The organism is Actinoplanes sp. NPDC051513, from assembly GCF_044454685.1.
GTDB lineage: Bacteria > Actinomycetota > Actinomycetes > Mycobacteriales > Micromonosporaceae > Actinoplanes.
In genome coordinates this window covers 166,548-179,034 of record NZ_JBITDW010000005.1, presented here as the reverse complement: position 1 = coordinate 179,034, position 12,487 = coordinate 166,548, and the positions used below count along the sequence as shown (strand labels likewise).

Sequence of the window (12,487 nt, the reverse complement as noted above, 5' to 3'; positions counted from 1 at the left end):
ACACCCCCCGTTCAAACCGGGCCCCGGGCCCCACGCCGCCCCCGGCCCGGGTGGGGGTTTTGGGTGGGGGGGGGCCCGGCCCCCCCCCCCCGCCGCCCCGGGCCACCCCCTCAACGAACCGCGATCACTGCCGGGCGGTGGCGACGAACGACGCCGACGCGATCGCGTGCTGGCCGATCACGAAGCCGGCGACCGCGCCCCGCGTGTCGGGAGTGAGCTCGAGGCTCGGCACGTCGAGGGCGATCACCGTGAACGTGTACCGGTGGGTGATGTCGCCGGTCGGCGGGCACGGACCCGTGTAACCCACCGTGCCGCCGTCGTTCGTGCCGTTCACCCCCGGCAGGACCACGCCGGTCGGAAGCGACCTGGTCGTCGCCGGCACGTCCCACGCCGTCCAGTGCCAGAAGCCGCTGCCGGTGGGCGCGTCGGCGTCGAAGACCGTGACGGCGTAGCTCTGGGTCGCGGCGGGGGCGCCGTGCCAGGCGAGCGCGGGTGAGACGCCGGCGTCCTCGCAGCCCCAGAAGCGGGCCGGAATCGGTTTGCCGGCCCGGACATCGCTGCTGGTCAGGGTGAAATGTTTGATGCCGGTCGGCAGGCCGCTGCGGACCTTGTGGTAGCCGAAGTGCGGGAACCCCGTGGCGGCGGACGCGCCGACCGCGCCGCCGAGGATCAGGAGCACGACGGACGCCACCACGGCGAAGCGGCGGGATATGCGATGCATGATCAACCTCCTTCGATGCGCTGAACGCCACCGATTCTGCGGGTCGCGGCGGGTGGTGTCGATCCGACTTTGGTAGGCGCCGAAGTGTCGGCGGGACATCATCGGGGCATGGACAACGCCGAGTCGCTCGCCGGGTGGGCCGCGCTGCTGGCCGACCGCACGCGAGCCGCCTTCTGCCTCGCCCTGCTGGACGGCCGCGCCTGGACCGTCGGTGAGCTGGCCAAGCACGCCGGGGTGGCGATCTCGACGGCCTCCGAGCACGCCGACCGCCTGGTCGCCGGTGGCCTGCTCGCGCAACGCAAGCAGGGGCGGCACCGCTATCTGCAGCTGGCCGGCCCGGAGGTGGCCGCGCTGATCGAGACGGTCGCGGCAGCCGGCACGCCCGGGCCGCCGCCACCGGTGGTGTCGCTGTCGGCGGCGCACCGGCGGCGGAACCTGGCCTTCGCCCGCACCTGCTACGACCACCTCGCCGGATTCGTCGGCGTCGCCGTGGCCGACGCCATGACCGCCCACGGCATGATCAGCCGGTCGCACGGCCTGGCGGTGACGCCGCGGGGCACCGCCTGGCTGGCGGCCAACGCGATCTTCCTCGACAAACCCGGCGCGCTCGACAGATCGGGCAAGCGGCCGGTGCTGCGGGAGTGCCTCGACTGGACCGAGCGGCGATCACACCTGGCGGGGACGGTGGGTGCGGCGATCTGCCGGCACGCCTTCGACGCGGGCTGGATCGTGCGGATCGGCACCGGCCGGGCGGTGAGGGTCACCGACGTGGGCGCCCGTGCGCTCGAGGATCAGCTCGGGGTGGTCATCGAGCCCGCGGGGCGGGGCTCACCCGGCGCAGCTCCCGCAGCGCCTGCCGTCGCGCGTCACCGCTGAGGGTGTCGACGTACAGCGTGCCGTTCAGGTGGTCGGTCTCGTGCTGCAGGGCGCGCGCGAGGAATCCCGTGCCGTGGATCACGAGCGGTTCGCCGTACGCGTCGAAGCCCTTCGCCGTCACCGACATCGACCTCTTCGTCGGATAGGCCAGTCCCGGCAGGGACAGGCATCCTTCCTCGTCGTCCTGCTCGCCCTCGAAGCCGGACAGGACCGGGTTGACCAGGTGGCCCACCTGGCCGGCCACGTTGTAGGAGAACACGCGCAGGCTCACGCCGATCTGCGGCGCGGCGACCCCGGCCCGGCCCGGCACGCGGACGGTGTCCTCGAGATCGGCGACGAGCGCACGCAGCTGCGCGTCGAAGGCGGTGACCGGGTCGGCCTCGGTGCGCAGAACCGGGTCGCCGAAGATCCGAATGGGCCGAACTGCCATGAGTAAAAGGCTATCCGGGCGTTACCGGCCTAGGCGAACAGGGCCAGTTGCTCGGCCGACAGCACCTCGCGCAGTTTGGCCAGGGAGCGGCGGGTCTGGCTCTTCACCACGCTCTCGGGGATCTCGAGCACGCCGGCGACCTGCTCGACGCTGTAGTCCTCGAAGTACCGCAGGATCACGATGGCGCGGTCGCGGACCGGCAGCCGGCCCAGCGCGTCGAGCATGGTCAGGCGCAGCTCGGGGCTCTCGCGGTAGGCCGGCTCGTGCAGCACTCCCGGCGTCGACTCGGTCGACGACCGGCGGCGGCGGTGGTCCAGGTAGGCGCGGAGCAGGATCTTCTGGGCGTACGCGTGGAGATTGTCGGCCTGCGCGGCCCGGCGCCAGCTCAGGAACAGCTTGGTGAGCGCGGTCTGGGTGAGGTCCTGGGCGAGGTGCCAGTCGTGGCAGAGCATGAACGCGGTGTTGCGCAGGCGCTCGGCGTGGGCGTTCGCGAACTCCGCGAACTCGTCGTCCTCGGTCATCTCAGTCGATCACCGGCGGGCTGGGGAACTCGCTCGCGCCGACGGTGATCAGCGCGGTGTCCATGGTCACGCCCCAGCGCGGGTCGGCGGCCACGCGGACCGCCTCGTCGACGGTGAGGGCGGGCGGCGCGGGCGGGAGCTGCGGGCCGTCCAGGCAGCTGGGCACCTCGACCTGAACGACCGTGCCATCCGGCCAGGCCGCGTCCACCACCATGCTTTCCAGGCAATTGTCCGGCATGTGCCTGATTGTCACCCTGGCGGTGGCGCCACGGGGCGGCTCGGCGCCTTTCTCCGGCGCGCTCTTGTCGACCTCCACCCGCACCACACCCGGGCCCGACCCGCCGTCCAGGTACAACTGCACCTGGAGATCATCCTCGGGCGCCACGGCGAAATGGCTCGTCCGTCCGGGCGGTAATAGTTGCGTCAGAAGATGAAGCATCGCCGCTGAGGTCGCTTTCTCCCGCATCTGGCCGGCACGGTCACTGCCGCTGCGGATGGAAAACGTACGCGCTTCGATACTCGCCATGGGGGCGGGCGGCACAGGTGGCACGGTTTGGGGAGTTGATCGCCCGGCGGCCTCGATCGGCACATCTCGACGGCCGGCTACGCCGCCGTCACCCACGAGCACGAAGGCGGTCACGGCCGCGGCGATGGCCAGCAAACCTGCGGAGAATGCCCGAATTCTTCGCGTACGGCGGATTCGCCGCCCATCGCGGATCGCGGCGTCCACGATGTCGCCCAGCGGCGGCGGCCGTTCGGCGCTCAGGTCGGCTCGCAGCAACGTCCGCAGATCTTCCGTCACCAGCGACCCTCTTCCCGCACCCTCTACCCGCAAAGACGGGCTGAACGTGCCATCAGGTGACAGTGATGCGCGCCCGGATTTTGTCGTACCCCCATGGCAGGGTCGCCCCATGCCGAAAACGCAGTACTACACAGCCACCACCATCGACGGGTTCATCGCCGACGAGTCCAACTCCCTCGATTGGTTGTTCGAAGTCGGGTCCGGCCCGGACGGCTCGGCAACCAACCCGTTCGCCGAGTTCTTCGCCGACGTGGGGGCCTTCGCCATGGGCGCCACAACGTATCAGTGGGTTCTCGATCACGATAACTTGCTCGATAATCCGGGCAAATGGAAGGAATACTACGGCGACGTGCCGGCCTGGGTGTTCACCCACCGGTCGCTGCCGCCGATCCCCGGGGCCACGCTGCACTTCGTCCAGGGCGACGTGCGTCCCGTCCACGAGGCGATGACCGCGGCCGCGGCCGGCAAGAACATCTGGGTCGTCGGGGGCGGCGAGCTCGCGGGCTCGTTCGCCGACGCGTCATTGCTCGATGAGCTGATTCTCGGGGTGGCGCCGGTGGCCCTCGGGGCCGGCGCGCCGGTGCTCCCCCGGCGGCTGACGTCGGCGCGGCTCGCGCTGGCCGATGTCACGCGCCGGGGCGAGTTCGCCTACCTGACCTACACCGTGGGCGGGCTCGAGGGGGGCGACTGACGCAAGTGCACGGTGGTGCCCACCCGGTCGCCGGCATCGGCCGAGGCCCCGGATATCTGGACCGGACCCGTCTACCGTGAATCAGGGCCCGTCCCGCCCGGCGACCGGGCGGGAGGCCCGCACACCGTGACCGGGGGCGATCGGTATGTCGGCGCAGTCGGGTTGGGGCTCTGACATGCTGCTCGAGGCGGCGCCGGACGCGATCGTCGGGGTCGGCCCGGATGGCACGATCGCCCTGGCCAACGCGCAGGCCGAGCGGCTGTTCGGCTACCAGCGCGACGAACTGGTCGGCCAGCCGATCGAGTTGCTGGTCCCGGAACAGGCGCGGGCCGTGCATCCCGGGCATCGCCGGCGTTACCTGGCCGACGCGCGGCCCCGGCCGATGGGCGCCGGTATGCAGCTGGCCGGCCGGCGGCACGACGGCACGCAGTTTCCCGCGGAGATCTCCCTGTCGGTGGTGCAGTCGGACCGGGGGCCGCTGGTGGTCGCCGCGGTACGCGACGTCAGCGACCGGGTCCGCGCGGAGGCGAAGTTCCGGGGGCTGCTCGAAGCGGCTCCGGACGCCACCGTCGGGGTCGGCCCGGACGGCGTGATCGCCCTGGTCAACGCGCAGGCCGAACGGCTGTTCGGCTACCGCCGTGACGAACTGGTCGGCCAGACGATCGAGCTGCTGGTCCCCGACGCCGTCCGGGAACGGCACCCGGGACACCGCACCAGGTATCTGACCGACCCGGCCCATCGCCCGATGGGGGGCGGCATGGCCCTGGCCGCCCGCCGTCGCGACGGCACCGAGTTCCCCTGCGAGATCTCGTTGTCGGCCATCGACACCGAGGACGGCGTGCTGGTCTCGGCCGCGGTCCGCGACGTCACCGAACGGCAACGGGCCGCCGAAGCGGTCAACCGGCTGGCGTCGATCGTGCAGTCCTCCCACGACGCCATCATGGGCAAGACCCTCGACGGGGTGATCACCAGCTGGAACCCGGGCGCGGAACGGCTCTACGGCTACTTCGCGCAGGAGATCATCGGCCGGCACGTCGGGGTGCTGTACCCACCCGACCAACAGGCCGTCGAGCGGGACATCCTCGCCCAGATCGCCGCGGGCAAGCGGGTCGAGCAGTACCGGACCCATCGGGTCCGCAAGGACGGCACCAGCGTGACCGTGTCGCTGAACATGTCCCCGATCGTGGACGCCACCGGCCAGATCGTCGGGGTGGACACCGAGGACGGCCCGGTCGTCTCGGCCGCCATCCGCGACGTCACCGACCGGCTCGAGCTCCAGGCCGAACGGGAACGCCTCAAGAGCCAGGCCGAGCGCGAACGCCTCGAAGCGCAACTGCACCAGGCGCAGCGCCTCGAGAGCCTCGGCCAGCTCGCCGGCGGCGTCGCCCACGACTTCAACAACCTGCTCGCCGTGATGCTGAACTACACCACCTTCATCGCCGAGGAGATCGACGACGCGCACGGCGCGGACCCCGCCTGGCAAGCGGTCCGGCACGACATCGCCCAGGTACGACGGGCCGGGGAACGGGCCACCGAGCTCACCCACCAGCTGCTCGCCTTCGGCCGCCGCGAGGTCGTCCGCCCCCAGGTCCTCAACCTCAACACGGTCGTCGCCGAGGTCGAAGCGCTCCTCCGGCGCACCATCGGCGAGCACATCCAGTTGCACACCACCCTGCCCGACGACCTGTGGCCGGTCCTGGCCGACCCCGGCCAGCTCGAACAGGTCCTGGTCAACCTGGCCGTCAACGCCCGCGATGCGATGCCCGACGGCGGCACCCTGAGCATCTGCACCGCCAACCACACCCTCGACGAGACCACCGCGGCGGCCGCCCCCGACCTCGGAACCGGCCGGTACGTGAAACTCCGCGTCGCCGACACCGGCACCGGCATCCCGCCGGAGGTCGCCGAGCACGTGTTCGAGCCGTTCTTCACCACCAAGCCCAAGGGCGAAGGCTCCGGCCTCGGACTGGCCACCGTCTACGGCATCATCACCCAGGCCGGCGGGCACGCGCGGATCGCCTCCAGCCCCGGCGCCGGCACCGCGTTCACCGCGCTGCTACCCGCCACCGCCGAGCCGGCCGCACCGGTCGCCGCGGCCCCGGCGACGCCTGCCGCCGCGCATCACCCCGGCGGCGAGGCCGTCCTGATCGTCGAAGACGAGGAAGCGCTGCGCGAGGTGGCCCGGCGCATCCTGAGCCGGAACGGCTACCACGTCCTCACCGCGGCCAGCGGAACGGAAGCCCTCAAGGCCGCGGAACACGCCGGCAGTCACCTCGACCTGCTCCTCACCGACGTGATCATGCCAGGCATGCTCGGCAAAGAACTCGCCGCCAAGATCCGCGACCGCTACCCCGACATCCAGGTGCTCTACATGTCCGGCTACGCCCAGCCGGTCCTCGCCTCCCAGGGCACCCTCGACCCCGGCGTCACCCTCGTCGAGAAACCCTTCTCCGAAACCACGTTGCTCGACCGGATCCGCGAGGTCCTCGACACACACCCTTCGTAGCCGGAGGCGCGGGTGGTCTTGCCGCCACGCCCCGCAGGCGATCACCGGCGTCAGCGCGGGCGATCGCCGCCACGCCCCGCAGGCGATCACCGGCGTCAGCGCGGGCGATCACCGGCCTCAGCGCAGGCAATCGCCGGCGTCAGCGCAGGCGCCTGACGGATCTGCGGCCCGAATCGAGCTCGATCATGTCGGGAAACCGGAGCGAGGCCCAGAAGTCGGCCGGGCTCGGGCGAAGCTCGACCCGGCTCGCCAGCCACAGGGTCGGAGCGAGGCCGTGCGTGGCGATCACCAGCGTGGCGGCGGAAGCGGCCGCCGGGACGCGGTGGCGGGCGACCGCGGCCTCGAAGCGGGCGATGACCTCGTCGCGCGGCTCCCAGCCTGCGTGGCTCGCGGGCGGCGGACCTCGGCGAAGCCGGCGTCGGTCTCGATCGGCACGTGCGGGGCGATCTCGCGCAGTGTCTCCAGGGCTTTGGGCTCGGTGCTGGAGACGTAGTGTGCGGCGGACCCGGCGATCAGCGGGGCCAGGGCCCGGGCGGCGGCGCGGCCTTCGGGGCCGAGGTGCCACAGCTCGGCCGGGGTCTCCGGGTCGATCACCGGCATGGCGTGCCGCACGAGCACCAGCCGCGCGCACTCAGCGAAGGTCATCGCACGACGGTAGTCCGGGGTCGGCACGGCCGGGGGGTCGGCACGGCCGGGCGTGGGAAGGCAGGTCGAGGCCGGCGGGCATGGGGCCCCGAAAGGCGGGGCACGGGTAGCGGCGGGCGTCGGGTGAGGCCCGAAATGCGGGGCGGGCGCCGGGTGAGGGGCGCAAAGGACTGGCGTCCGCCGCGGGTCGTCGTTGTTCGCGGGGGCGAAGAGTGGCTTGCTAGGGGGCTCGGCGTTGAGCTCGGGGTCGCTTGGCTACTGTGCGTAGCGGCGAAGTGCTCGTGCCTGGGGGCGGCTCTGCCTGCCTGGCGTTGGGGTTGGGCCGACGGCCGATCAGGCCGCCAGGGCGTGGCGGGCGGGGCCTCGGTGGGGCTCGATCATCGTGCCGTCGGGCAGGATCTCGCCGGTGTCCTCGAAGACGATCACGCCGTTGCAGAGCAGGCTCCAGCCCTGCTCGGGGAAGGCCGCAAGAATGCGGGCCGCCTCACGGTCGATGGCGTCTGCGCTGGGACACTGCGTTTGGTGCTGGCACATCGTGTGGTCTCCGGTCGGGGGGCTTGTGTGACGATTCACAACGACGGTGACGGACGTTACCTCAATCCGAACGACGACGGACGGAGGCGGTAACGGCGTCCCCTTGCCAGAATCCTCGGTTCTTATGGTCCACGGAAGTATGCTCGTCGACCACTTCCCGACAACCCGGGAAGGGCCGGCGCCGGGCTCTCCGGCGTCCTGCCAGGGCCGTCACGGTGCGTGAACGCGAAACAGATACATTTTTTGTGACGGCGCCTACCCCACGAGAGTGCCGCCACGGGGGAACCACCCGACGGACTGCCGGTGCGAAACACTGGCCGAACGGCCACCCAGGTCTACCCGATCAGCGATGGCGACCTCGGCGAAATACCACTCTGCGTATCCACCGGTGCCGCTTCCGTAATGATCAGCTTTGCCTACCCTCGGTCCACGAACGACGTCGCGAATCCGTATATGTACGGGTAATTAGCCACGGCACGATATACAGCGAGTGCACAGCAACGGCTAAGGGCGCGGATCCGAAGATCCGCGCCCTTAAGAGAAACTTCAGTCCTCGAACGCCTCGGGCGAGGGGCACGAGCAGACCAGGTTGCGGTCGCCGTAGGCCCCGTCGATGCGGCGCACCGGCGGCCAGTACTTGGCCGTGCGGTCCACGCCGGACGGGTACGCGGCGAGCGACCGCGAGTACGGGTGGTCCCACTCGTCGGCGGTGACCGACGACGCCGTGTGCGGAGCGTTGGCGAGCGGGTTGTCCGATACGGGCCAGACGCCGGCCGCCACCTGGTCGATCTCCGCCTTGATGGCGATCATCGCGTCGACGAAGCGGTCGAGCTCGGCCAGGTCTTCGCTCTCGGTGGGCTCGACCATCAGGGTGCCGGCCACCGGGAACGACATCGTCGGCGCGTGGAAGCCGTAGTCGATCAGGCGCTTGGCCACGTCGTCGACCGAGACGCCGGTCGCCTTCGTGATCGGGCGCAGGTCGAGGATGCACTCGTGGGCGACCAGGCCGTTGTTGCCCGCGTACAGCACCGGGAAGTGCTCGCGCAGCCGCGACGCCACGTAGTTGGCCGTCAGCACCGCCGAACCGGTCGCCGCGGCCAGGCCGTCGGGGCCCATCATCCGCAGGTACGCCCACGAGATCGGCAGGATGCCGGCCGAGCCGTGCGGGGCCGCCGACACCGCGTGGTGCTCGCCGGGCAGAAGAGGGTTCCCCGGTAGGAAGTCCGACAGGTGCGCGCGCACCGCCACCGGACCCACGCCCGGGCCGCCGCCGCCGTGCGGGATGCAGAACGTCTTGTGCAGGTTGAGGTGCGACACGTCGGCGCCGAACTTGCCGGGCCGGGCGTAGCCGACCAGCGCGTTCAGGTTCGCGCCGTCTACGTACACCTGGCCGCCGGCCTCGTGCACGCGGGCGCACAGGTCGGCGATCGAGGTCTCGTAGACGCCGTGCGTCGACGGGTAGGTCACCATGATCGCGGCCAGCGACGCGGCGTGCTGAGTGATCTTGGCGTCGAGATCCCGCATGTCCACGTTGCCGAGGTCGTCGCAGGCCACCACGACGACGCGCATGCCGGCCATGACCGCGCTCGCCGCGTTGGTGCCGTGCGCGCTCGACGGGATCAGGCAGACGTCGCGGTGCGCCTCGCCGCGGGAGCGGTGGTAGCCGCGGATGGCGAGCAGGCCGGCCAGCTCACCCTGCGAGCCGGCGTTGGGCTGCACGCTCACCGCGTCGTACCCGGTGATCTCGGCGAGCCACGTCTCGAGCTGGCTGACCAAATGCTCGTAGCCGACCGTCTGCGACGCCGGGGCGTACGGGTGGATGTCGGCGAAAGCCGGCCAGGTCACCGCCTCCATCTCGGTGGTGGCGTTGAGCTTCATCGTGCACGAGCCGAGCGGGATCATGCCCCGGTCGAGCGCGTAGTCGCGGTCGGCGAGCTTGCGCAGGTAGCGCAGCATGCTCGTCTCGGAGTGGTGGGTGTTGAACACCGGGTGGGTCAGGTAGGAGCTGGTCCGGCCCAGCGGCACGGCGCCGCACGCCGCCGGGGCAGCCACCGAGACCCCGAAAGCCGACAGAACGCCGGCTATGTGCGCGTCGGTGGTTGTCTCGTCGCAGGAGACCGACACGCGGTCGGAGGAGACCAGCCGCAGGTCGATGCCCGAGGCGGCCGCGGCCTCGACGATCTCGAAGGCGCGTCCGGGAACGACGGCGGTCACGGTGTCGAAGAAGGCGTCGTGCGCGACCGGGACGCCGCCGGCGGCGAGGCTGCCGGCCAGGGTCAGAGCATGATCGTGTACGCGTTTCGCGATGCGCCGCAGCCCGTCGGGCCCGTGGTAGACCGCGTACATGCCGGCCATCACGGCGAGCAGCACCTGAGCCGTACAGATGTTGCTGGTGGCCTTCTCGCGCCGGATGTGCTGTTCGCGGGTCTGCAGCGCCAGCCGGTACGCCGGCGCCCCGTCCGCGTCCTTGGACACGCCCACGAGCCGGCCCGGCAGCGACCGCTCGAGCCCGGCCCGCACCGCGAGGTAGCCGGCGTGCGGCCCGCCGAACCCGAGCGGCACCCCGAACCGCTGGGTGGTGCCGGCCGCGATGTCCGCCCCGATCTCGCCCGGCGCCCGCAGCAGCGTCAGCGCGAGCAGGTCGGCGGCCACGGTGACCAGCGCGCCCACCGAGTGCGCGGCGGCGATCAGCGCCGAGTGGTCTCGCACCGCGCCGGAAACGCCCGGATATTGCAGGTGGAGCCCGAAATATTCGGCGGGGAGCGCGTCACCCGCGTCCAGATCCACGAGCTGCAGCGTGATCCCGAGCGGCTCGGCCCGGGTCCGCAGCACGGCGAGCGTCTGCGGGAAAGTGTCCGCGTCCACGACGTACACGGACGACTTCGATTTTGAAGAACGGCGCGCGAGCGTCATCGCCTCGGCGACCGCTGTCCCCTCGTCGAGCATCGAGGCGTTGGCCGTGGTCAGCCCGGTGAGGTCGGTGACCATGGTCTGGAAGTTGAGCAACGCCTCGAGCCGGCCCTGGCTGATCTCGGGCTGGTACGGCGTGTAGGCCGTGTACCAGGCCGGGCTCTCCAGAACGTTCCGCTTGATCACCGCGGGGGTGAACGTGCCGTAGTAGCCGAGCCCGATCATCGGCGTCGCCACCGTGTTCTTCGCCGCGATCGCCCGCAGCTCGGCGATCGTCTCCTCCTCGGAGGCCGCCGGCGGCAGGTCGAGCCGGCCATGCCACCGGATCACCTCCGGGATGGCGGCGTCCATCAGCGCGTCCAGCGACGGGTAGCCGATGGTCTTGAGCATGTGGGTCTGCTCGTCGGGGTCCGGGCCGATGTGCCGGGCAGCGAACGTCATGGCGGCTCCAAATGAAGCGGGAGGTCGACAGGGCGGCCTCCCCCTCTGTCATACCCAGAAATCCGGGGTACTTCAGAGTCGCGTGCCCACGCGGTCCGTTTGCCTGAGAGGTTCCGGGGAGGATTTGCCCCTTCGGCGCCACCAAGGCTTGCTGACAAGCCCGTGAACTCTCCCGCGTGGCTGGTGACCAAGCTACCAGTGATCACGTTTCAATCGCGTATCCCTAGGGTGGTGCTGTGACGTACAACCCCGCGGACAACCGCTACGACTCCATGACCTACCGGCGGGCCGGCCGCAGCGGCCTGAAGCTGCCGGCGGTCTCGCTCGGCCTGTGGCACAACTTCGGCGACGGCCGCCCGCTCGACCGGCAGCGCGACATCGTCCGCCGCGCCTTCGACCTGGGCGTCACCCACTTCGACCTCGCCAACAACTACGGGCCGCCGCCGGGGAGCGCCGAGGGCAATTTCGGCCGGATGCTCGCCACCGACCTGCGCCCCTTCCGCGACGAGCTGGTCATCTCCACCAAGGCCGGCTACCACATGTGGGACGGCCCCTACGGCGAGTGGGGAAGCCGGAAATACCTGGTCAGCTCGCTCGACCGGTCGCTGAAGCGGCTCGGCCTCGATTACGTGGACATCTTCTACCACCACCGGCCCGACCCGGACACCCCGCTCGAGGAGACGATGGCCGCGCTCGACGCCGTGGTCCGCGCGGGCAAGGCCCTCTACGTCGGCATCAGCAACTACACCGCCGAGCAGACCGCCCGCGCCGCCGCGATCCTGCGCGAGCTGGGCACCCCGCTGCTGATCCACCAGCCGTCGTACTCGATCCTCAACCGCTGGATCGAGCGCGACAACCTGCTCGACACGCTCGAGGAGGCCGGCGCCGGCTGCATCGCCTACAGCCCGCTGCAGCAGGGCCTGCTCACCGACCGCTACCTCGGCGGCGTGCCGGACGACTCGCGGGTGCGCACCAGCGTCTTCCTCAACGAGAGCGACCTCGACAACAAGACGATGGCCCGCATCCACTCGCTCAACGACATCGCCAAGCGCCGCGGCCAGTCCCTGGCCCAGATGGCCCTGGCGTGGGCGCTGCGCGACAACCGGATGACCAGCCTGATCATCGGCGCGAGCAGCGTCGGCCAGCTCGAGAACAACATCGCCGCCACACAGAACCTCGTCCTGACCGCCGAGGAACTGGGCGAGATCGACGCGACGGTGCTCGATCTCTGAGATCAGAGCCGCGGTCGTGGCCGGGCACCGCGGTCCGGCCACGACCGCGAAGTCGAACGGGAAGGGGTTGCCGTGACGCTGCGGACGGCACGGACGGACGATCTCGGCGCGATCCTGGAGCTGGCCGTCGCGTTCTACGCCGAGGACGGCTTCAGCACGCCGCGCTCGCAGCTGAAGA

General features: G+C 71.0%; 11 protein-coding genes and 1 riboswitch. Of the genes, 4 read left to right on the top strand and 7 right to left on the bottom strand.

The window, feature by feature from the left end:
* Positions 1 to 124: 124 nt before the first annotated feature.
* Positions 125 to 721: a YbhB/YbcL family Raf kinase inhibitor-like protein gene (locus ACIA5D_RS18645; protein WP_396031204.1), complete on the bottom strand. Its 597-nt coding sequence runs from the start codon at positions 719 to 721 to the stop codon at positions 125 to 127.
* Between the two features lie 108 nt (positions 722 to 829).
* Here ACIA5D_RS18645 and ACIA5D_RS18640 point away from each other — a divergent pair, with 108 nt between their 5' ends.
* A complete protein-coding gene (locus ACIA5D_RS18640) occupies positions 830 to 1,597 on the top strand; it encodes an ArsR/SmtB family transcription factor (protein ID WP_396031203.1) in 768 nt (255 codons plus the stop codon).
* Here ACIA5D_RS18640 and ACIA5D_RS18635 read toward each other — a convergent pair.
* Genes ACIA5D_RS18635 through ACIA5D_RS18625 form a run of 3 tightly spaced genes read right to left on the bottom strand, consistent with a single transcriptional unit; the run spans position 1,527 to position 3,278 of the window.
* Complete coding sequence (locus tag ACIA5D_RS18635; RefSeq protein WP_396031202.1) at positions 1,527 to 2,027, bottom strand: peptide deformylase; 501 nt, start codon at positions 2,025 to 2,027, stop codon at positions 1,527 to 1,529. The two genes, ACIA5D_RS18640 and ACIA5D_RS18635, sit on opposite strands and share 71 nt — an antisense overlap.
* 29 nt (positions 2,028 to 2,056) lie before the next feature.
* Complete coding sequence (locus ACIA5D_RS18630) at positions 2,057 to 2,548, bottom strand: SigE family RNA polymerase sigma factor (protein ID WP_396031201.1); 492 nt, start codon at positions 2,546 to 2,548, stop codon at positions 2,057 to 2,059.
* Position 2,549: 1 nt separating this feature from the next.
* Complete coding sequence (locus ACIA5D_RS18625) at positions 2,550 to 3,278, bottom strand: hypothetical protein (RefSeq protein ID WP_396031200.1); 729 nt, start codon at positions 3,276 to 3,278, stop codon at positions 2,550 to 2,552.
* Positions 3,279 to 3,459: 181 nt separating this feature from the next.
* On the opposite strand from ACIA5D_RS18625, the gene ACIA5D_RS18620 reads away from it, so the two are divergent.
* Together ACIA5D_RS18620 and ACIA5D_RS18615 are read left to right on the top strand one after the other, a co-directional pair.
* Positions 3,460 to 4,041, top strand: a complete 582-nt coding sequence (locus ACIA5D_RS18620; protein ID WP_396031199.1) for a dihydrofolate reductase family protein — start codon at positions 3,460 to 3,462, stop codon at positions 4,039 to 4,041.
* 175 nt (positions 4,042 to 4,216) lie between these two features.
* A complete protein-coding gene (locus tag ACIA5D_RS18615; protein ID WP_396031198.1) occupies positions 4,217 to 6,547 on the top strand; it encodes a PAS domain S-box protein in 2,331 nt (776 codons plus the stop codon).
* A 285-nt stretch (positions 6,548 to 6,832) separates the two neighbouring features.
* Here the strand turns inward: ACIA5D_RS18615 and ACIA5D_RS18610 are convergent, their stop codons facing one another.
* The 3 genes from ACIA5D_RS18610 to gcvP form a co-directional block, all read right to left on the bottom strand.
* Positions 6,833 to 7,192, bottom strand: coding sequence for a histidine phosphatase family protein (locus ACIA5D_RS18610; RefSeq protein WP_396031197.1), 360 nt, complete (start codon positions 7,190 to 7,192; stop codon positions 6,833 to 6,835).
* 333 nt (positions 7,193 to 7,525) lie between these two features.
* Entirely contained in the window at positions 7,526 to 7,726 is a 201-nt protein-coding gene (locus ACIA5D_RS18605) for a DUF5999 family protein (protein WP_396031196.1), read from the bottom strand.
* Positions 7,727 to 8,272: 546 nt separating this feature from the next.
* The gene (gene gcvP / locus ACIA5D_RS18600) at positions 8,273 to 11,077 is read right to left on the bottom strand and encodes an aminomethyl-transferring glycine dehydrogenase (protein ID WP_396031195.1); all 2,805 of its coding nucleotides are present in this window, start codon (positions 11,075 to 11,077) and stop codon (positions 8,273 to 8,275) included.
* 81 nt (positions 11,078 to 11,158) lie between these two features.
* Positions 11,159 to 11,262: riboswitch (glycine riboswitch) on the bottom strand.
* Between the two features lie 51 nt (positions 11,263 to 11,313).
* Between gcvP and mgrA the strand changes: the two genes are divergently transcribed.
* Positions 11,314 to 12,309, top strand: coding sequence for an L-glyceraldehyde 3-phosphate reductase (gene mgrA, locus ACIA5D_RS18595; protein ID WP_396031194.1), 996 nt, complete (start codon positions 11,314 to 11,316; stop codon positions 12,307 to 12,309).
* The last annotated feature ends 178 nt before the right edge of the window (positions 12,310 to 12,487 follow it).